The sequence below is a fragment of the Pseudomonas sp. B611 genome (genome assembly GCF_055407965.1).
Genome location: NZ_JBUZST010000005.1, coordinates 422,830 through 443,738 on the forward strand (window position 1 = coordinate 422,830; position 20,909 = coordinate 443,738).

Genomic DNA, 20,909 nt, shown 5'->3' on the forward strand with positions numbered 1-20,909 from the left:
GCGGCCCGACAAGCCAGCTCCCACATTGGATCGGTTGCATCTTTAGTTCAGCGTAATACCTGGGGTCAGCGTGGCGGGCACTACCAAGCTTGGCGTTTCCAGCGACGCCACCGGATACGCACAATAATCCGCCGCGTAATACGCACTGGCGCGATGGTTGCCCGAGGCCCCTACCCCACCAAACGGTGCAGTACTCGCCGCGCCGGTCAGCTGTTTGTTCCAGTTGACGATCCCCGCGCGGCTTTCCAGCCAGAACTGCTGGTAGCGCGCTTCGGAGTCCGACAACAAGCCAGCGGCCAGGCCGTATTGGGTGTTGTTGGCCTCGGCAATCGCCGCTGCAAAATCAGCGTAGCGAATCACCTGCAACAGCGGGCCAAACAGCTCTTCATCTTCGCGTTCGGTCACGCCGGTCACATCGATAATGCCTGGCGTCAACAGCGCGGCCTGAGCCTGCGGCTGGGTCATTTCCAGCAGCGCCACGGCGCCGTTGGCAAGCATCAGTTCCTGCGCATCCATCAAGGCTTTGGCGGCCGCCAGGGAAATCACCGAGCCCATGAACGGCGCCGGTTGCTGGTCGAACGCACCCACTGCAATCGTCGCGCTGACCGCCACCAGGCGCGCCAGCAACGCATCGCCCCATGCACCTTCTGGCACCAACAGGCGACGGGCACAGGTGCAACGCTGGCCAGCGGAGATAAACGCCGACTGGATAATGGTGTAGACCGCCGCATCCACGTCGGCCACTTCATCCACCACCAGCGGGTTGTTGCCGCCCATTTCCAGGGCGAGGATCTTGTCCGGGCGCCCGGAGAATTGCTGGTGCAGATGATTGCCGGTGCGGCTGGAACCGGTGAAGAACAACCCGTCGATCCCAGGATTCGCCGCCAAGGCGATGCCGGTTTCCCGCGCGCCTTGCAGCAGGTTCAACACGCCAGCAGGCAAACCGGCTTCGATCCAGCATTGCACGGTCAGCTCGGCGACTTTCGGCGTCAGCTCGCTTGGCTTGAACAACACGGTATTGCCCGCCAGCAGCGCCGGGACGATATGCCCGTTGGGCAAATGGCCGGGGAAGTTGTACGGACCAAACACCGCCACCACACCGTGGGGCTTGTGGCGCAGCACGGCGGTGGCGTCGCCCAGGGGACCGCTCTTCTCGCCGGTACGCTCGCGGTAGCTTTGCACCGAGATGGCGATCTTGTTGGCCATGCTGGTGACTTCGGTGGCCGACTCCCACAGCGGTTTTCCGGTTTCCTCACCGATGCAGCGGGCGATTTCATCGGCGCGCTTTTTCAGGGTGGCGGCGAACGTTTCCAACACACCGATGCGCTCTTCCAGCGAACGCTTGGCCCAGGCCGGAAACGCCTGGCGTGCAGCCTGCACAGCCGACTCAACCTGCTCGGCGGTGGCGCCATTACCAGCCCACAATACTTGCTGGGTCACCGGGTTGCGCGATTCAAACAACTCACCCTGGCCCGCCAGCCAGCTACCTGCGATATACAGCGAATTCATTATTTCGACTCCCGAGCAGCAGACAACGGAACAGCACGTACTTGATCACCCACCACCAGTTGCAGGCGCTTGGCGGTCTGCGGATCGACCACCAGCGTGCCTGCCGCCAGACGGGCCGGAGCGGCCGTGATGCGGCACTCCTCGCGCTTGCGGTTATGAATCAGGAACGGCGTAGCGTCGTCCCCCGGCGTGCCGATGGCCAGCACCAGCGATTGGCTGTCGCGCACTGCACGGATCTTGCCGGTCTCACACTCCACTGCCGGGCCCGCGTCGAAGATATCGACGTAGCCCTGGTAGCTGAACCCTTCGCTCTTGAGCATGCTCAGCGCCGGTTCGGTGTCCGGGTGGACCTTGCCGATCACGTTGCGCGCATCCTCGGACAGGAAGCAGCTGTACAGCGGAAACTTCGGCATCAGCTCGGCGATAAACGCCTTGTTGCCCACGCCAGTGAGGTAATCCGCCTGGCTGAATTCCATCTTGAAGAAGTGCCGGCCCAGGCTTTCCCAGAACGGCGAACGCCCGGCGTCGTTGGACACACCGCGCATCTCGGCGATGATCTTGTTGCCAAACAGCTGCGGGAACTCGGCGATAAACAGCATGCGCGCCTTGGCCAGCATGCGACCGTTGAGGCCGGTGCGGTAATCGGCGTGCAGGAACAACGAGCACAGCTCGGAGTTGCCGGTGAGGTCGTTGGCCAAAAACAGCGTGGGGATTTCGCGGTAGATATTCAGTTCCTGGGAGGCGCTGACCGTCAGGCCGACCCGGAAGTTGTACCAAGGCTCGCGCAGGCCAACGGCGCCAGCGATGGCGGAAATACCCACCACGCGGCCTTCGTCGTTTTCCAGCACGAACAGGTAGTCGGCATCACCACGCCCGGCTTCGCCGCGAAAGGTTTTCTCGGCCCAGCCCACCCGGTGGGTCAGGCGCTCTTCGTTGGCCGGCAAGGTGGTGAGGCCGGTGCCGGTGCTGCGCGCCAGATCAATCAGGGCAGGTAAATCGCTGCTGCGTACGGGACGAACGATCATGCTATCTCCTCAGACGGGCCGCCCGCTAAAGGCCACCCGCGAAACTCTGTGTTAAACCGCAACCAGACGCACACTCGCGCCTTCGCCGACACCCAGCGCTTCCGCTGCGGCCAGGTCCAGGGTCACCGGCTTGCCGGGGGCGTAGTCCAGTTCCAACAGCACCGCGCGGTAATCCTGCAACGATGCATTGCTCACCAGGTACTGGCGGCCGACACCCTTGGCCATCTCGCCGATCTTCACCGGCACCACGCGGCTCTGGGCGATGGAGCGAATGCCCGAGACCCGTGCATGCAGCGTCGGGCCACCGTCGAAGATGTCGATGTAATGGTCGGTCTCGAAGCCTTCGCGCATCAGGATGTCGAAGGTGATCTGCGCACGCGGATGTACCTGGCCCATGGCCTCTTGGGCTTCGTCGGGCAGCAGCGGCACGTAGATCGGGTAGTGCGGCATCAGCTCGGCGAGGAAGGTACGGCTTTTCAGCCCGCACAGGCGCTCGGCGGCGGCGTAGTTGAGGTCGAAGAAGTTGCGACCGATGGCGTCCCAGAACGGCGAGTCACCGTTCTCGTCGCTGTAGCCGACAATCTCGGTCACCACCGAGTCGGCAAAGCGCTCGGGGTGGCTGGCGACGAACAACAGGCGGCCACGGGAATTGAGTTCCGACCACGGCGAACCGACCAGCTCGGGCACCACGTAGAAGCTGGTGAGCAGGCTGTTGCCGGTGAGGTCGTGGCACTGGGAAAGCACGTGAATCTTGTTGTGGATCTTCAGCTCGCGGGACGCGTGCACGAAGGTCTCGTTACGAAAACTGTAGAACGGTTCCGAGTAGCCGGCCGACGCGACAATGGCCGAACACCCGGCGAGCTTGCCGGTCTCGGTGTCTTCGAGCACAAAGAAATAGCTTTCTTCACCGTTGAAACTCACCTCGGCCGCGAAAGACGCTTCGCTGGCGGCGATCTTGTCGCTGAGGCGTTCGACATCATCCGGCAAGGAAGTGACACCAATCGGGCTGTCCGCAGCCAGACGCTGTACCTCGCCCAGATCAGCCATTTGCGCGGGGCGCATCACCAGCATGGTGTCACTCCTTAACTCGAAAAACTCATAGAGGGAAAAATGCCGGGCACGGAATCTGGATTCACATGGATCCAATGTGGGAGCGGGCTTGCTGTGGCGAGGGAGCTTGCTCCCGCTGGGCTGCGTAGCGGCCCCAAAATCCTGGGAGCGCTTCGCACTCCAGCGGGAGCAAGCTCCCTCGCCACAAAAGCCCGCTCCCACCCTTGACCCGGCCCGGTCAGTCAGATGTGTGTAAGGGTTTTTACTGCACGTTCAAAACGGTCAAGACCTTCAGTGATATCCGCCTCTTCCACCACCAGACTCGGCGCAAAACGCACCACGTCCGGGCCGGCTTGCAGGATCATCAGGTTTTCTTTCTCGGCCGCGTTGAACACGTCCTTGGCCTTGCCTTTGAACGCGTCGCTCAGCACACAACCAAGCAACAGGCCCATGCCACGCACTTCGGTGAAAATGCCGTACTGCTTGCCGATCTGCTCCAGGCGCGCCTTGAACTGAGCGTGCTTGGCGTTCACGCCAGCCAGCACTTCAGGGGTGTTGATCACGTCGATCACCGCTTCGGCCACCGCGCAAGCCAGCGGGTTGCCGCCGTAGGTGGTGCCGTGGGTGCCGACCACCAAGTGCTTGGCCAGCGCTTCGGTGGTGAGCATCGCTGCAATCGGGAAACCGCCGCCCAGGCTCTTGGCGCTGGTGAGGATATCTGGGGTCACGCCGTAATGCTGGTAGGCGAACAGCTTGCCGCTGCGGCCCATGCCGGTCTGCACTTCGTCGAACACCAGCAGCGCGTCGTGCGCGTCACACAGTTCGCGGGCACCTTGCAGGTAAGCCAGCTCGGCCGGCAGTACGCCGCCTTCGCCCTGGATCGGTTCCAGTACCACCGCGCAGGTCTTGTCCGACACGGCAGCTTTCAGCGCAGCCAGGTCGTTGTAAGGCACGTGGGTGATGCCGGTGATTTTCGGCCCGAAACCATCGGAGTACTTGGACTGGCCACCGACGTTGACGGTGAACAGGGTACGGCCGTGGAAGCTGTTCAGCGCGGCGATGATCTCGTACTTCTCAGTGCCGAAACGGTCGAACGCGACGCGACGGGCCAGCTTGAACGCGGCCTCGTTGGCCTCGGCGCCGGAGTTGCAGAAGAACACGCGCTCGGCAAAAGTGGCGTCGATCAGCTTGTGCGCCAGGCGCAAGGCCGGCTCATTGGTGAAGACGTTGGACACGTGCCACAGCTTGTTGGCCTGTTCGGTCAACGCACCGACCAGCGCCGGGTGGGCGTGGCCCAACACGTTGACCGCGATGCCGCCGGCAAAGTCGATCAGCTCGCGGCCCGCCTGGTCCCAGACACGGGAGCCTTCGCCACGCACGGGGATGAAGGCGGCAGGTGCGTAGTTGGGAACCATGACCTGGTCGAAATCGGCACGTTGCACCGGGGCTTGCTCAACGGACATCGGAGTCTCCTGAAGAGGAACGCCTGCCTGGACATGGCGGGCGATGCAGGGATTGTAAGGACAGTTTTCAGTGCAGCCTTGTCGCCAAGCGACAACTTCTTATAGCGCCACCCCCCGTTTTTGGCGGGTTTACGCCAATGCGACAAATAGCGTCGCAAAGGCGCAGTTTAAACTGCCGCGCAGGTTTGCGGCAGGATGAATGCGGGGGCCGCGCCCTAACTATCTAAGCTCATGCGCCTTCGTGCGGCTGATTTACTGGCAGTTTTCTTGGTTCCAGAGATCAACCCCATGACCACCACCTCCACCTCGCCCCCGTTGGCCGAGGACACGCGACACCCGGACACCCACTACGCCCCGCTGCAAAACAGCTTCCCGGACTGGCTGGGCCAGGCCTCCACTCACAGTCGGGCGGCCCTGAACAGCGCCAATCCCAGGCATGCCAAGGCCATGCCGACGGCCCCCGCCGCGCACAAACGCCGGTTACGGCAGTTGACGGCCGAGCACTGGAAAGCCCGCTCCCGCGTCGAGCAAACACTGGAGAAACTTCAGGATGCAAAAGCATTCGCCAAGCCGATCCTTGAAGACGCCCTGCTCTCGCGCTACAGCCTGGACGTCAACACCGACACGCTGTTCCTGCGCCTCTACATCCCTCAACACCTGCCCTGGTTCCCGGCCATCAGCTCCGGTGGTGCACGCACCTTGACCGTATCGCTGCTGGACGCGGCGCTGCACAATTTTGATTTCAAGGAGACCCGCCCCAACGCCTACGAGGCGCAGTCGAGCTATATCACCCGCCCCTCCGGCAGTGGCCAGTTCGACACCTTGCCGGCGGTCAAGCAGGTGATGCCGATTGCGGCCTTCATTGGCCTGTGTCGCGAGCTGGATATCGGCGCCCGCTACGCTCGCCATTTACGCACCGAATTGGGCCTGGATGAACCGCTCGCCAGTGCCGTGCTGCAACACAAGGTTGTAGCCAGCCAGAAGGCCGCCCTGCACGCGTCGCTGCAACTGGCGCGCCTACAAGGCGACATCCAGGCGGACTACGCCCTGGCGATCGAAAACCTGCTTGCCGACGAACCCGGCGCGACCTTCAACCGCCTGCCGTTGCGCTGCCACGCCCTGAGCATGATGGACGTGCCGCTCACCGGCATCCTGCTGTTCGCGCCAGACCTGGAACAGACCCGTACCGTGCAGCGCCTGGTGGCCTACATCCCTGACGACCCAAAGCACCCGATCAAGGAGTACAGCTCGGCCCGGGCCTTCCAGCGAGCGCTGACGCAACAGTTGCGCGAGGAAACCTACCAGCGCTTTTTCAGCCGCTTCATACCCCATGACCAGCTCGGCGTGTTTTTCGCCGGTCTCAACCAGCGCCTGGCCACTATCACCTGGCACCCGTCCCAGCCCGGCAGCGGCCTGGCGCCCTGGCGTGAAGAACCCAGTGCGGCGCCCAAGCTGCAATTTGCCGCATCGGCGATCGGTGGAGACCTGTGGCAGCACCAGTACCAACAGAGGCTCAACCAACTGCTGAACGACGCACGGACGCGTGCGGTACCCACCGCCGATGCCGACCGCAATGCCCGCTGGGCGCGATGGGATGCGCTGGTCAAGGTCGCGTCTTCGATTCTCAACGCCGTGCTGCTGGTGGCGGCGCCGTTCATTCCCGGCCTCGGCGAACTGATGCTGGGCTACATGGCGTACCAACTGCTGGATGACGCCTTCGAAGGTATCGTCGACTGGGCTGAAGGCCTGCGCACCGAGGCGTTCGGCCACCTGATGAGCGTGCTCGAAACACTGGTGCAAGCCGGTACATTCGCCGCCGGCAGTACCATTGGCGCCAGCGAGTTGCGCAAGCTGTTACCGCAGGACGTGCGCGCATTCATCGACGGTTTCAAACCCGTGACCCTGGCCGATGGCAAAAATCGCTACTGGAAACCGGACCTTGAGCCTTACCAGCAAACCCTCAACGTGCCGCCCCGCCTCGGCCATGACCGATTGGGGCTGCTGCGCATACGCGACGAAGACATCCTGGCGCTGGCAGGCGAGCACTATGCCGTGGAGAAGGTCACCGGCACCGAGCAGTACGTCATCAAACATCCCACCCGAACGGACGCCTACCGCCCCGTCCTGACCCACAACGGCGCCGGTGCCTGGCACACGGAACTTGAACACCCCCTGCACTGGGACCAGCCGACCCTTCTGCAGCGCCTGGGCCACCGCGCGCACCCACTCAGCGATAGCGATCGCGCCCTGGCCCTGCAATTGAGCGGTGTCGAAGAGGCTGCCTTACGCAGGATGCACCTTAACGGCGACCCCTTGCCGCCGCTGCTTGCCGATACCCTGACACGGCTGCGCATCGACCGCGCCATCGGTCAGTTGATCGAACAACTGCGCAGCGATGATCCAGCGGTCTATCACGCCATCGACCCGCAGGATCAACTGCAACTGCTCACCAGCTACGGCTATTGGCCCGTCTCCAAGGCCCTGCGCTTTCTCGATGCCCAGGGCAACATTGTGTGGCGCTTTGGTGAGAACCACCGCCCCGTGGTGCAGGTGCATGAGGCTCAGTTAAGCAACGGCGATTTGCTCAAGACCGTCCTCATGGCCCTCACGCCCGACGAAATCCGCGCCTCATTCGGCGAGCGCGCCAGCGACCCGCAATTGAGCCTGCAAACCCGCGTCAAGCACTTGCGCCGTCGGCTGGCGGACATCGCCGAACGCGAACGCGCGCAATTGTTCGACTCACGCTACAGGCCGCTGCAACAAACCTCGGACCCTGGGACGCGACGCCTGATAGACGCGGCGCCAAGCCTGCCGATCGAGGTGGCCGAGCATTTGCTCAGCCATGCCACTGGCGCAGAACTGCAGGCCCTCGACCAACAACGCACCCCTGCGCGCCTCGCCGAACTCGCACGTGCGGCGTGGCAGGAGGTACGCCTCAACCGCGCCTATGAGGGCCAGCATCTGGTGGTGGCGGACAGCCTGGACACCGACCGCCTGGCCATGAACTCACTGAAACTGCTCCCCGGCTGGTCGGCGCGCATACGCCTGGTGGCGCGGCATTACTCGCTGCAGGGCGAGGTGTGGAACAGCGTCGGGCCTGAGGATGCCCGTATCGTCCGGACACTGGTGCGCACCCTCGACGGCCGCTATGTCCCCTACAACGGTAGTGGCCCGCTGTTCGGTGAAACCGACCTGTACAGCGCCATCCTCAAGGCCCTGCCCGACGCCCAGCGCAATGCGTTGAATATCCAGATCACCGACAGCCTCGAACTCAAGCGTCGCCTGCGCCAACAGCCCCTGCCCCGTGAAGCGCTGCGGGTAGTGCTCGATGAGGGCATGCCAAAGCCACCGACGCGGGAAACATTGCGCCTGCTGGGCAACAACGACGGTTACGTCGCATTACCGGCGCCTGCCCAGCAACAACCGACCTTGTTGGAACGTGCCGGGCGGCTGTACCCACGCCTCGATAGTGCACGGCTGCGCACCCTCCTCGAGCACCTGGAACGCCAGCCGGGTGGCGCGGCCAATCGCCTGTCAGCCCTGACCGAGGAATATCGGCAACTGCAAAACGACCTCGCCGCGTGGCGCGACGCCACGCCGAACCAGCACCCACTGACCGGTCAGGCCCTGTCGGCGGGCGAGCGCCGCTACGACCAGCGTAATCGCTGGCATCTAGCGCAATGCATCGAGCAGGCCTGGCGCCGGGAGAGCGAAATCGACAGCTACTTCGATGATCCGACACGCGATGGTTATTCCCTGCGACTCAACCTGCCGATCATCGGGCCATTGCCCAGCCTGACGGCCAACTTTGCGCATGTGTCATTACTGTCTCTGGTCGGTACACGCACCAGCCAAGGTGCGCAGACATTTCTGGCCAGCTTTCATCAGGTGCGCCATTTGGATGTGCGCAACGTCCCCCTCGGCACCCTGCCTTTGCAGGTGCATACCTGGCCCAACCTGAACACCCTCAGCCTGAGCGACTGCAACGTTGTACTGACGACGGCCAATCAGGTTGAACTGGCCTCGATGAGCCGCCTGCAGACCCTCGCACTCGACCACAACCCCTTGGGCCAGGTGCCCAGCGTGGAAGCCATGCGCGACTTGATCGCCCTGGACCTGACCCACACCGGCATCGATCACCTGCCGCCCGGCGTACTCAGCCGCACCGACCTGGAGGCCGCCATCCTGAGCGAAAACCAGATAAGCGAACTGCCAGATGCGCTGTTCGAACAACCTGTGAGCGTCAGCCAAAAGTTCGACTTATCGAGAAACCCTCTGTCGACGCCGACCCTGCAACGGATAAAAGCCTACTTTCAAACCCACGGTACCCATTGGGAGGTCGATGCCCACCCTGCGGATATCCGTGAAGCACAACAGCTGTATCCCTCGCTCGACGGCAACGCGATCAACCGGTTCATTTTCTCCCTGCCCGGCGATATCGAAGGCGGACGCGCTGAATTGGCACGTCTGGCTGCAGAACTGGACACCCTGCGACAGGAACTCAGTACCTGGGCCGACGTGCCGAGACTTCCCCACCTGGAACAGGCTCGGCGCCGAGCGTTGCGGCAATTACTGGAACAAAGCTGGCGCAGAGAACCACCGCAGGAAACTCATCTGGCGCGCTCGCTGGTGATCGAACCACCGCTGTCGGGCGACCTGCCCACCCTCAGCACTCGCTTAAGGCACGTGCGCTCCCTGATCATCCAAGGCAACGGCCGCGCGTTGCGACCTGAGGGGTTTCTCGAAAGCTTCCCCGATCTCGACATCCTCAATATCGAAAACGCAAGGCTTGGGCAGATTCCATCCTCGATACTGGCCCGCCAGAACCTCACGTTCCTCGGCCTGCAACGCTGCACCCTCACGTTGTCGCCAGCACACGCGCAGGCCCTGCAGGGCATGCAGGGCCTGGAATACCTGGACCTGAGCCACAACCCCCTGGGCCTGATACCGGACTTTCATCAATTGCCCCACCTGGTCAGCGTATTGCTGAGTAACACCGGCTTGCAGGAGGTGCCCGCCAGCCTGGTCAGCCATGTGCCGCGCATCAGGGTGGACCTGAGCAACAACTTCATCGAACAGCTGCCGGCGCCATTGTTCGATCTGCCGGCATCGATGAGCCGGGCGTTCGACCTGTCCGGCAACCCGCTGTCTGCTTCGACACTGGAGCAGGTCAAGCGCTACAGCCAGGCGCGACAGGAGCATTTCAACGCCCAGGTACCCGAGGCCGAACGCCAGCGCCTGCTAAGGCTTTACCCGACCTTGACGCCGGGCGAGGCCGACCGGTTCGTGTTTCAACTGCCCGGCACGATGCAGTCGGTAGCAGGCGCACTGGCCAGCCTTGAAGCCGAGTACGCCCAACTCAGCACCGACCTGCAACAGTGGGCACTGGCGGTGCCCGAGCGCCACCCTGTGTTGGATATTCCATTGGATGAAGCAGAACGTGCGCGCCAGCAACTGTTACGCAACGACTTCAAGACGCTGCTGGAACAGACCTGGCGCCGCGAGGGCGAAGAAGATGAAGAAAGCCTGGATGACGCGCTGACCCACGCCCTGATCCTGGACACGCCGATCATGGGCAATCTGCCGCAGCTGAGCGCGCGATTCGAGCATGTGTCCTGGTTTCAATACACCGGCGACGGCGGTACCACCGCAGTCGATGGCACCTTGCAAGGCTTCCCCAACCTGCAATCGTTGAGCCTGAATCATTGTCACCTGGGTGCGATCCCCACCTCGGTTTTCAGCATGCCGCGATTGTCCAGCCTCGACTTGTCGGCCTGTGCAATCACCCTCACGCCAACCACCAGCCGCACGCTGGGTGACCTGACGGAGCTGGATTTCCTCGACCTGAGCAACAATCCTCTGACCCTGGCACCGGATGTCAGCCAACTGAGCCAAGTCACTTCATTGCATTTGCGTAACGCCCGGCTCAGCCAGTTGCCCCAAGGTGTGTTTTCACTCCATAGCCTGCACACCCTGGACCTGAGCCAGAACCAGATCAGCGAGCTCACCAGCGATTTGCTGGAGATGATGGCCACCTTCAGCGAAGACTCGGACTTGAGCGCGAACCCGTTGTCCGCACAGAGCATCGACTACCTGCGCACCTACTACGAACGCACCGGCATTGATTTCCATGTGGCAGAGGCGACTGTCGATGAGCAAGGCAACGCGTTGACGCCGCCGTTGGACCAGCCCACTGCGAACCCGCGCCCACAAGAGGAGTGAATGCCCAGCTCAACCGCGTTCGGCAGGCACCGACGACAGCTCGAACGGGCTGCTGCTGCGCCGCTGGTTGCGGTCTTCACGGGGGGTGGCGCCAAAGAAATTGCGGTAAGCGCTGGAGAAGTGCGGCCCCGAGGAAAAACCGCACGACAGGCCGATCTGGATGATCGACTTGCTGGTTTGCATGAGCATCTGACGCGCCTTGTTCAGGCGTAATTCCAGGTAGTACTGACTGGGGACGCGATTGAGGTATTGCTTGAAGATGCGCTCGAGTTGTCGTCGCGACACGCACACATGCTGGGCGATTTCGTCGGTGGTCAGCGGCTCTTCGATATTGGCCTCCATCAGCAACACCGCCTGGGTCAGCTTGGGATGGCTGGAACCGAGGCGGTTTTGCAGTGGAATGCGCTGGCGCTCGCCGCCTTCGCGGATGCGCTCAACCACCAACTCTTCAGAGACCGCACCGGCCAGTTCGGCGCCATGGTCACGAGCCAGTACCGCCAGCAACAGGTCGAGTACCGACATGCCACCGCAGGCGGTGAGGCGATCGCGGTCCCAGTCGAACAGATGGCTGGTGGCGATAACCTTGGGGAAGCGCTCGGCGAAATCGTCCTGCCAGCGCCAATGCACGGCGGCGCGGTAGCCGTCGAGCAGACCGAGTTGGGCCAGAGGGTACACACCGGCGGACAACCCACCAATCACGCACCCGGCCCGCACCAGCTGCTTGAGGGCGGTGCTCAGTTGGGAGGCAATGGCGGTAGGCGGTTCGTCCGCCAGCAGAAACAATTTCTGGAAGCCTTCCAACTTGCCCGCCCACGGCTCGCCCGGCAGTTGCCAGGCGCCATCGGTGGCAGGCTCGGCGAGCAGGAACGACAGTTCGTAGACCACATCGGGATGCACCCGCTGAGCAACGCGCAAGGCCTCCTCAGCCAGCGCAAGCGTGAGTGCTTTTGTGCTGGGCCAAATCAGGAAACCAATGCGATGGGCGGTCATGGAGGGCTATCCGAAGCGAAGAACGGTAATGAAGGGGTGGGCTAATGCTAGCCCGTAAACCCACACAAATCTTAAAAGCTGATGAGTTTCCAACTGTGGGAGCTGGCTTGCCTGCGATAGCGGTGGGTCAGTTGGCACATTTGTTTCTGATACACCGTTATCGCAGGCAAGCCAGCTCCCACAAGGGATTGGGGCCAGCCTCAAGACTGTGGAGCATGCACTACTTCAGTGCACAAAAGCAGCCTTGATTATTTCAAGCTACCGGACAAGAACTGCTGCAAACGCTCGGACTGCGGGTTCACCAGCACTTCACGCGGGTTGCCACGCTCTTCGACGATACCTTTGTGCAAAAACACCAGCTGGTTCGACACTTCACGGGCAAAGCCCATTTCGTGGGTCACCACCACCATGGTCCGGCCTTCCTGGGCCAGGTCCTGCATCACCTTGAGCACTTCGCCAACCAGTTCCGGGTCGAGGGCCGAGGTGGGTTCGTCAAACAGCATCACCTCCGGTTCCATCGCCAGGGCACGGGCAATCGCCACACGCTGCTGCTCACCGCCGGACATATGCCCAGGGAACGCATCCTTGCGATGGCCTACGCCGACTTTGGCCAGGTAGTGCTCGGCCTTTTCACGGGCGTCTTTTTTCGACATGCCCAGCACGTGTACCGGCGCTTCCATGACGTTTTCCAACGCAGTCATGTGGGACCACAGGTTGAAATGCTGGAACACCATGGACAGGCGCGAACGCATGCGCTGCAGCTGCTTAGGGTCGGCGGCCTTCATGGCGCCGTCCTTGTTGGCCACCAGTTTCAGCTCTTCGTTGTTGAGCAGAATCTTGCCGGCGTGGGGTTGCTCCAGCAGGTTGATGCAGCGCAAAAAGGTACTTTTGCCCGAACCACTGGAACCGATGATGCTGATCACATCACCGGCCGCGGCGGCCAGGGACACGCCTTTGAGCACTTCATGACTGCCATAGCGTTTATGCAGGTCTTGGACTTCAAGTTTGTACATGCGGTCGGTTCTCACAAAAACAGGTGGTCAGTCGTTGAGCAAGCGCCCGTGACGCAGCGCTTCGCGCCCCGCCACCTTGGCCAGCCAGAAACCCGCTTGGGCATAACGTAGCCGTTCAACGGCAAACAAAACCCCCGAGGTGCCGGCGCAGATGATGCTCACGCGGTCTTCCAGGGGATCAATCACTTCAAAAATCGCTTCGCCGGCCTCGACCCAGTCACCGGCTTTACGCAGGTAGCTGATCACCCCGGCGTGGGGTGCAAACAGCAACTCGGTGCCTTCGAAGGGCATGCCTTCGCAGGGCTCGTGTTGCGGGGCAGGCCATTCGCCCTTGATCAGGCCTTGCTCGGCGAGGAACGCGAGGATGCCTTCGGCGTGGAAGATCGCTTCGTCGCGGCCGGTATCGGCCTGGCCACCCAGTTCAAGGGTCGTCGCCAGGCACGCCAGCGGGATCTGCGCCTCGGGGAACGCACGGGACAAGCGCAACCACGGCAGCGAACAGGCTTCGTCAAACGAGCTACCGCCGGAGTCTTCCGCCAGCAGGCCGACCTTCACATTCAGATGCGCCGACAACGAACGCCATTGCGGCCAGTGTTGCGGCAACGCGTACATGTGCAGCGCGGCTTCGGCATCGCAATGCAGGTCAAGGACCACATCGGCGGTGCAGGCGTGGCTGAGCAGGATGCGTTGCATGCCTTGCAGCTGGCTGGTTGGCGCGGGCAATGCGTCCAGTGCGGCGCTCATCGCCTGACGAATCAGGCGCACGTTGGCGTGGGGATCGTCCCCCAGCTTGCCGTCGAGCAGCGCGGCAACCGGTTCGCTCAACTCCGCGAAATCACGGTTGAAGTTCTTGCCGCTGCCCACCTCGAAACGCCCCTGATGGCTGCCTTGCAGCAACTGGCCCAGGCCCATCGGGTTGGCCACTGGCACCAGCTCGATCACGCCGTTGAGGGCGCCTTGTTGCTCAAGCTCGGTAAGGCGCTTTTTCAGCTCCCAGGCGGCACGCATGCCGGGCAATTCATCGGCGTGCAGGCTGGCCTGGATATAGGCCTTGCGCTCGCCACGACCGAAGCGGAATACGCTCAGCTGGCGCTCGCAGCCCAGGTGGCCCCAGGGCAACAGATGATCGATACGTTCCATCTCAATGCTTCCGTGGAGCCAGGTAGCTCAGCCAGCGGCGCTCGGCCAACTTGAACAGGCGCACCAGGATAAAAGTCAGGCACAGGTAGAACACACCGGCGGTGATATAGGCTTCGAACGGCAGGTAGAACTGGGCGTTCACCGTGCGCGCGGCACCGGTGATGTCGATCAGGGTGACGATGGAGGCCAGACTGGTGGTCTGCAACATCATGATCACTTCGTTGCTGTATTGCGGCAGCGCGCGGCGCAGGGCCGACGGCAGCAGGATGCGGCGGTACAGTTTGTAGCGCGACATGCCCATGGCCTTGGCCGCTTCGATCTCGCCATTGGGCGTGGCCTTGAGGCTACCGGCGATAATTTCGGCGGTGTAGGCGCTGGTGTTGATCGCAAACGCCAGGCACGCACAGAAGGTGGCGCTGGACAGCAGCGGCCACAGGAAGCTTTCGCGTACCGCTTCGAACTGGGCCAGGCCGTAGTAGATCAGGAACAGCTGCACCAGCATCGGCGTGCCGCGGATCACATAGGTAAACAGCCAGGCCGCACCGTTGACCACCGGCTGCTTGGACACGCGCATCAAGCCCAGCGGCAAGGCGGCGAGCAGGCCGAAGAACAACGAGATGGCGAGCAGTTTCAGGGTGGTCAGCAGGCCGCCAAGGTACAGCGGCATGGCCTCCCAGATGACGTTGTAGTCGAAGATCATAGATCAGCCGCCCTTACGCCTACCGAGTAGCGCTTCTCAAGGTGACGCAAGGCCAGCAACGACACGCTGGTGATCACCAGGTACATCGCCGCCACTGCGAGGAAGAAGGTAAAAGGCTCGCGGGTGGCGTCTGCCGCCTGCTTGGCCTTGAACATCATGTCTTGCAAACCCACCACCGAGATCAACGCGGTGGCCTTGGTCAGTACCAGCCAGTTGTTGGTGAAACCAGGGATCGCCAGACGAATCATCTGCGGCACCATCACCCGGAAAAACACCTGCAAATTGCTCATGCCATACGCAAGGCCGGCCTCGGCCTGGCCCTTGGGAATGGCCATGAAGGCGCCACGGAAGGTTTCCGAGAGGTAGGCGCCAAAGATGAAACCCAGGGTGCCGATACCGGCGGCCAAGGGGTTCAAGTCAATATAGTCGTCGTAGCCCAGCATCGGCGCGACGCGGTTGAGCAGGTCCTGGCCGCCGTAGAAAATCAGCAGGATCAGCACCAGGTCAGGGATCCCGCGGATCACTGTGGAGTACAAGTCACCCAGCCAGGCCAACCAGCGCACCGGCGACAGGCGTAACGCGACCCCGATCAGACCCAGAACAATGGCCAAGGCCATGGACGACAAGGCGAGCTGAAGCGTCAACCATGCGCCATCGAGGATGACGGCCCCGTAGCCTTTCAACATGATTCAGGTCCTCGAAAAGGGGGATGAAAAAATGGCGCAAACCGCAGGAATTCTGTTGCTTGCGCCATTTCGGACAGACAGCCAGGACGATTTACTTAGGGTCAGCGCCGTAGATATCGAAGTCGAAGTACTTGTCCTGGATTTTTTTGTACTCACCGTTGGCACGGATCGCGGCAATGGCTGCGTTGATGCGGTCGAGGTTTTCCTTGTCGCCTTTGCGTACGGCGATGCCGATGCCGTCACCGAAGTACTTGGCGTCGGTGAACTGTGGGCCCACGAACGCGTAGCCTTTACCGGCTGGCGTCTTCAGGAAGCCGTCCTGCAGCAGGGTGGCGTCGGCTACGGTGCCGTCGAGGCGACCGGCTTCCACGTCCAGGTAGATTTCGTTCTGCGAGCTGTAAGGCACAACCGTGGCGCCTTTAGGGGCCAGGACTTCCTTGGCGAAGCGATCATGGATCGAACCGCGTTGTACGCCGATTTTCTTACCCTTCAACTCATCCAGGCTGTCGCTGACGGTGGTGCCTTCCTTCATTACCAGTTGCGCTGGGCTCAAGTAATAGCGGCCGGTGAAGTCCACGGACTTCTTGCGATCTTCCGTGATGGACATGGACGACAGGATCGCGTCGATCTTGCGCACTTTCAGTGCCGGGATCAGGCCGTCGAACTCTTGCTCGACCCAGGTGCACTTCACGTCCATCTGCTTGCACAGGGCATTGCCGATGTCGTAGTCAAAACCGACGATGCTGCCATCGGGCGCTTTAGAGGCAAACGGAGGGTAAGCCGCTTCGATACCAATTTTCAGAGGCTTGCCTTCAGCGAAAGCCTGCATGGACAGCACGGACAGCGCCAGGGCGCCCAACAGCACGAGTTTCTTCATCTTGGGACTCCATCGGTATAGGGCAAAACAGCAGTATGAGCCATGGCCCACGATGCGACTTAAGGAAAACCGAATTGCGGTGCTGCGTCCTACACCGATTCAACACCGGAGACGACGAGCGAGTGATCGGCATTCTAACGACAGGCCGGAAGCCGATATTTCCTCAATGCGACAACAATTTACAGAAGCACTGAGAAAGCGGTTCCAACACATTGACAGCCCCTGTTTTTTATGCAGGGACAAAAGACATTAAACCTGTAGACGCTGCAAATTGCGGGCCTATTATTCGCAAACCCTTCTAGCACGGCAAGTCTGGCGTTTAATCTTATTTGCGGGGGTGTCTAGAATGCGGCTTTTCGGGGCACAGGTGTAGCACATTGCCTCATGTTTGGGCGTTGGGTTACACATTTGACGACGGCGGTAACATCCAGAAATGCCCTACATGAAAAACCGATATTTATTGGCTTGATGGTTTGCAGGGTCGCCAGACAGCTCACCGGCCGCCATTTGAAATACGATCCAAGTGTGGGAGCTGGCTTGCCTGCGATAGCAATCTGTCAGTTGGTCCACCTGTGCCTGACACACCCTCATCGCAGGCAAGCCAGCTCCCACACTTGATCTGCATTGGTTTTGAGATCCCACAAAAAAGCCCCACCCGGCTTACACCGAATGGGGCTCTGTACCACCAACCCGCCTTACGCGACGTTCATGGTCTTGTGCGTCTCGATCAAATGCGCCACTACACCCGGGTCTGCCAGGGTGGAGATATCCCCCAACCCGTCGTACTCAGCCGTGGCGATCTTGCGCAGGATCCGCCGCATGATTTTCCCCGAACGCGTCTTCGGCAAGCCCGGTGCCCACTGGATCACATCCGGCGAAGCAATCGGCCCGATCTCTTTGCGCACCCAGTTTTTCAATTCCAGGCGCAGCGCTTCGTTCGGCTCTTCGCCATTCTTGAGGGTGACATACACATAGATGCCCTGGCCCTTGATGTCATGCGGCACACCGACCACCGCCGCTTCGGCGACTTTCGGGTGGGCAACCATGGCACTTTCGATCTCGGCGGTGCCCATGCGGTGGCCGGACACGTTCAACACGTCATCCACACGCCCGGTGATCCACCAGTAGCCGTCTTCGTCGCGACGGGCGCCGTCACCGGTGAAGTACATGCCACGGAAGGTTTTGAAGTAGGTATCGACAAAACGGTCATGGTCACCGTACAGGGTCCGCGCCTGGCCCGGCCACGAATCGAGAATCACCAGGTTGCCTTCGGCAGCGCCTTCGATGATGTTGCCCAGGTTGTCCACCAGTGCGGGCACCACGCCGAAGAACGGCCGCGCAGCCGAACCTGGCTTGAGCGCATGGGCGCCCGGTAGCGGGCTCATCAGGGTGGCGCCGGTTTCGGTCTGCCACCAGGTGTCAACGATCGGGCAACGGGATTGGCCGACGTTCTTGTAGTACCAATCCCACGCTTCCGGGTTGATCGGCTCACCCACCGAACCCAACAGGCGCAAGCTGCTGCCATCCACGCCTTCGCAGGCGGCGGTGCCGGAAGCCATCATTGCGCGAATCGCGGTCGGTGCGGTGTAGAGGATATTGACCTCGTGCTTGTCGACGATCTTGCCCACCCGGGTAATGTCCGGGTAGTTCGGCACGCCTTCGAACAGCAGCGTGGTCGCGCCATTGGCCAGCGGGCCATAGACGATATAGGTGTGGCCCGTGACCCAGCCGACGTCGGCGGTGCACCAGTAGATCTCGCCCGGGCGGTAGTCGAACACGCGCTCGTGGGTCAGCGCCGCGTAAAGCAGGTAGCCGCCGGTGGTGTGCTGCACGCCCTTCGGCTTGCCGGTGGAGCCGGAGGTATAAAGGATGAAGAGGGCTTCTTCGGCGCCCATCTCTTTAGGCGCGCAGACCGTGCCAGCCACTTTCATCAGGTCTTCGTACCAGATGTCGCGATGCTGGTTCCACTTGATCGCGCCATTGGTGCGCTTGCACACGATGACTTTCTGGATGCTGCTGGTTTCCGGGTTGGTCAGGGCGTCATCGACGTTGGCCTTCAATGGAATCTTCTTACCGGCGCGGATGCCTTCGTCGGCAGTGATCACCACCTTCGACTTACAGTCAATGATGCGACCGGCCAAGGCCTCCGGCGAGAAACCGCCAAATACCACGGAGTGAATCGCACCGATGCGGGTACACGCCAGCATGGCGACCACGGCTTCGGGGATCATCGGCATATAGATAGTCACCACGTCGCCGCGGTGCACATCCTGGCCGCGCAAGGCGTTGGCGAACTTGCAGACTTCTTCATGCAGTTCGCGGTAGGTGATGGTGCGGCTTTCGGAAGGGTCATCGCCTTCCCAGATGATGGCCGCCTGGTCGCCGCGCTCGGCGAGGTGACGGTCCAGACAGTTGTAGGAAACGTTCAGGGTGCCATCGGCGAACCACTTGATATCGACATGGTGATCGTCGAACGAGGTCTGTTTCACCGCGGTGAAAGGCTTGACCCAGTCAAGGCGCTTGGCTTGCTCACGCCAGAAACCATCGGGGTTGACCACCGACTGCTGGTACATGGCCTTGTAGGTCGCCTCGTCGGTCAGCGTGTTGGCTGCTACTTCGGGGCGAACGGGGTACAGGGAAGCCGCACTCATCTTTCTTACCTCGGTGACAATAGTTGTTTTTGTATGCCCTGTTGTAGCCGGGGCTGCCCCATAGAACCATTCGACGATGGTAGTAACAAGCCCCTACATTTTGCCCTGCTATCTGCTTTGACTGCTCTGGCCCGCGGCCCATGGCGCTTTGCACCCGGATGAAAAAAGCTTTACCACGTGATTGTTACAAAAACCGCCAACAGTGTTTATCAAAAGCACGGGTATATGAATATAACCCGCAGGCCTAGAATCACTTCCGCCAACACAGGCACTGTGATTAACACCGCAACAGCCCCCACGAAGGCAACGTTAATCCGAAACAACCAACCCTAAGTTACACACGCGGCCTCACAAGGGCCCCGTGGCCCCTTTCGCCCTGAATAAGGTAGATAAAGAAATGAAAGCTCTAGTAGTTATGGCCCTCAGCAGCTTGTGCGCCACCGCCGCCCTGGCCGACGAAGCCCCGACTGACGTAGCTAGCCGCAACGCCCCGATTGTTGAAGACTACACTTACAGCACCCATCTGGATGTGGCCAAAGTCTTATCCATGAGCAGCATTCCAGAAGTCTGCGAAGTTGTACCGGTGAAGATGGAATATGAAGACTCACAAGGTCAGCGTCATATTCTTAATTACCATGTGATGGGTAATGGTTGCTCTAACGGATAACAACTGAGTTAGTGCAGGTTGAACCTGATCCTACTCGCCGCAAGAAATCGTTCTTGCGGCAAAGAACCCACCTCAGAAACACCGCGATCCCCCTGTGGGAGCTGGCTTGCCTGCGATGGCAATTTCAGCCATACCCACCCTATAAAGCCCTCCCCGCCCCCTCCTCCCCCAGCCCTGCAAAATCCCTCTCGCCGCCCGTCAAAAAAATCCAACCCCAGCAAAGCCTTATAAACCAGCACTCTGGCTCAAATAGCAGGCTTTTTGTCGGTGATCCGAGACCATCCTCCGCAACACAAACCCATTTTTTTCCCTATAATGCGCGGGTAAATCGGGCCTGCAATATCCCTTTACACTGGGATTAAGAGCCAGACCTGAGGCCCCGCTGGAGCAAACACCTACCGCTCCGCCCCTCAAGCCTCAAGCAGAGCACCCGTAACGCAATTTCCGTTTAATGCCTGCGCGAGCTGTTGCAAGAAACGATTCCTTAAGATCCACCGCGGCCTCTGGGCCGTGTGAACACCCAACCATCCGGTTTCACACGGGCACCATTGAGCCCTCACGCAGGAGACGACACGTCATGCTGAGCTGGGACGAATTCGACAAAGAAGAAGAAGGCGAAGTAGCCGCTAAAGGCGCCAACGCCGGCCACGCCACCGAAGCCAACATGGACCGCCTCGACGGTGCCGGTGCTGCCGCCGCGCTGGAAGCCCGTAACGTGACCGCCAACGACTCCGCCGCCATCGTGCGCGCCAAGGCCGCCCTCGATAAACTCGACATCGCCGAAGGCCTCGCCGAGCTGGAAGGCTCCGCCGCCCGCGTCGCCGTTGACGAAAAGCGCATGATCAACTGCCGCGCCGACCTCAACCAACTCGTGCCGTTCAAGTACGACTGGGCCTGGCAGAAGTACCTCGACGGC

At 61.2% G+C, this 20,909-nt stretch carries 13 protein-coding genes and 1 pseudogene; 3 read left to right on the forward strand and 11 right to left on the reverse strand.

Translation table 11 applies throughout. The features are described from left to right. Positions 1–42: 42 nt before the first annotated feature. The 4 genes from astD to ACZRMO_RS14705 form a co-directional block, all read right to left on the reverse strand. Positions 43–1,512, reverse strand: a complete 1,470-nt coding sequence (astD, locus tag ACZRMO_RS14690) for a succinylglutamate-semialdehyde dehydrogenase (protein WP_463973328.1) — start codon at positions 1,510–1,512, stop codon at positions 43–45. Beyond that, positions 1,509–2,534, reverse strand: a complete 1,026-nt coding sequence (gene astA, locus ACZRMO_RS14695) for an arginine N-succinyltransferase (RefSeq protein WP_463973313.1) — start codon at positions 2,532–2,534, stop codon at positions 1,509–1,511. Before astA ends, astD begins: the two co-directional genes overlap by 4 nt. 51 nt (positions 2,535–2,585) lie before the next feature. Further along, on the reverse strand, positions 2,586–3,605 hold the full coding sequence (gene aruF, locus ACZRMO_RS14700) for an arginine/ornithine succinyltransferase subunit alpha (RefSeq protein WP_124528191.1): 1,020 nt from the start codon (positions 3,603–3,605) through the stop codon (positions 2,586–2,588). 221 nt (positions 3,606–3,826) lie between these two features. Beyond that, positions 3,827–5,047 (reverse strand): aspartate aminotransferase family protein, encoded by a 1,221-nt coding sequence (locus ACZRMO_RS14705; protein ID WP_463973314.1) that lies wholly within the window; start codon positions 5,045–5,047, stop codon positions 3,827–3,829. A gap of 288 nt (positions 5,048–5,335) precedes the next feature. On the opposite strand from ACZRMO_RS14705, the gene ACZRMO_RS14710 reads away from it, so the two are divergent. Continuing rightward, complete coding sequence (locus tag ACZRMO_RS14710) at positions 5,336–11,269, forward strand: dermonecrotic toxin domain-containing protein (protein WP_463973315.1); 5,934 nt, start codon at positions 5,336–5,338, stop codon at positions 11,267–11,269. Positions 11,270–11,278: 9 nt separating this feature from the next. Here the strand turns inward: ACZRMO_RS14710 and argR are convergent, their stop codons facing one another. From argR to acs, 7 genes are all read right to left on the reverse strand, one after another. Then, complete coding sequence (gene argR / locus ACZRMO_RS14715; protein WP_124528188.1) at positions 11,279–12,259, reverse strand: transcriptional regulator ArgR; 981 nt, start codon at positions 12,257–12,259, stop codon at positions 11,279–11,281. Positions 12,260–12,507: 248 nt separating this feature from the next. After that, positions 12,508–13,272, reverse strand: a complete 765-nt coding sequence (locus ACZRMO_RS14720) for an ABC transporter ATP-binding protein (RefSeq protein ID WP_003214336.1) — start codon at positions 13,270–13,272, stop codon at positions 12,508–12,510. 27 nt (positions 13,273–13,299) lie between these two features. Further along, entirely contained in the window at positions 13,300–14,412 is a 1,113-nt protein-coding gene (locus ACZRMO_RS14725; RefSeq protein ID WP_463973316.1) for a succinylglutamate desuccinylase/aspartoacylase family protein, read from the reverse strand. A gap of 1 nt (position 14,413) precedes the next feature. Beyond that, positions 14,414–15,112, reverse strand: coding sequence for an ABC transporter permease (locus ACZRMO_RS14730; RefSeq protein ID WP_017734152.1), 699 nt, complete (start codon positions 15,110–15,112; stop codon positions 14,414–14,416). Continuing rightward, the gene (locus tag ACZRMO_RS14735) at positions 15,109–15,798 is read right to left on the reverse strand and encodes an ABC transporter permease (RefSeq protein ID WP_463973317.1); all 690 of its coding nucleotides are present in this window, start codon (positions 15,796–15,798) and stop codon (positions 15,109–15,111) included. Before ACZRMO_RS14735 ends, ACZRMO_RS14730 begins: the two co-directional genes overlap by 4 nt. Positions 15,799–15,889: 91 nt before the next feature. Beyond that, the gene (locus ACZRMO_RS14740) at positions 15,890–16,675 is read right to left on the reverse strand and encodes an ABC transporter substrate-binding protein (protein ID WP_124528184.1); all 786 of its coding nucleotides are present in this window, start codon (positions 16,673–16,675) and stop codon (positions 15,890–15,892) included. Between the two features lie 695 nt (positions 16,676–17,370). Beyond that, positions 17,371–19,326, reverse strand: coding sequence for an acetate--CoA ligase (acs, locus tag ACZRMO_RS14745; RefSeq protein WP_463973318.1), 1,956 nt, complete (start codon positions 19,324–19,326; stop codon positions 17,371–17,373). A gap of 397 nt (positions 19,327–19,723) precedes the next feature. Here acs and ACZRMO_RS14750 point away from each other — a divergent pair, with 397 nt between their 5' ends. Continuing rightward, entirely contained in the window at positions 19,724–19,993 is a 270-nt protein-coding gene (locus tag ACZRMO_RS14750) for a DUF2790 domain-containing protein (protein ID WP_026136438.1), read from the forward strand. Positions 19,994–20,570: 577 nt separating this feature from the next. Continuing rightward, positions 20,571–20,909 (forward strand): annotated as a pseudogene (locus ACZRMO_RS14755) (ribonucleotide-diphosphate reductase subunit beta); the annotation flags it as partial.

What these genes read in the sequence shown, in the direction of transcription:
- astA (WP_463973313.1), bottom strand. Translation starts at nt 2,534, where the DNA reads ATGATCGTTCGTCCCGTACGCAGCAGCGATTTACCTGCCCTGATTGAT.
- aruF (WP_124528191.1), bottom strand. Translation starts at nt 3,605, where the DNA reads ATGCTGGTGATGCGCCCCGCGCAAATGGCTGATCTGGGCGAGGTACAG.
- ACZRMO_RS14705 (WP_463973314.1), bottom strand. Translation starts at nt 5,047, where the DNA reads ATGTCCGTTGAGCAAGCCCCGGTGCAACGTGCCGATTTCGACCAGGTC.
- ACZRMO_RS14710 (WP_463973315.1), top strand. Translation starts at nt 5,336, where the DNA reads ATGACCACCACCTCCACCTCGCCCCCGTTGGCCGAGGACACGCGACAC.
- argR (WP_124528188.1), bottom strand. Translation starts at nt 12,259, where the DNA reads ATGACCGCCCATCGCATTGGTTTCCTGATTTGGCCCAGCACAAAAGCA.
- ACZRMO_RS14720 (WP_003214336.1), bottom strand. Translation starts at nt 13,272, where the DNA reads ATGTACAAACTTGAAGTCCAAGACCTGCATAAACGCTATGGCAGTCAT.
- ACZRMO_RS14725 (WP_463973316.1), bottom strand. Translation starts at nt 14,412, where the DNA reads ATGGAACGTATCGATCATCTGTTGCCCTGGGGCCACCTGGGCTGCGAG.
- ACZRMO_RS14730 (WP_017734152.1), bottom strand. Translation starts at nt 15,112, where the DNA reads ATGATCTTCGACTACAACGTCATCTGGGAGGCCATGCCGCTGTACCTT.
- ACZRMO_RS14735 (WP_463973317.1), bottom strand. Translation starts at nt 15,798, where the DNA reads ATGTTGAAAGGCTACGGGGCCGTCATCCTCGATGGCGCATGGTTGACG.
- ACZRMO_RS14740 (WP_124528184.1), bottom strand. Translation starts at nt 16,675, where the DNA reads ATGAAGAAACTCGTGCTGTTGGGCGCCCTGGCGCTGTCCGTGCTGTCC.
- acs (WP_463973318.1), bottom strand. Translation starts at nt 19,326, where the DNA reads ATGAGTGCGGCTTCCCTGTACCCCGTTCGCCCCGAAGTAGCAGCCAAC.
- ACZRMO_RS14750 (WP_026136438.1), top strand. Translation starts at nt 19,724, where the DNA reads ATGAAAGCTCTAGTAGTTATGGCCCTCAGCAGCTTGTGCGCCACCGCC.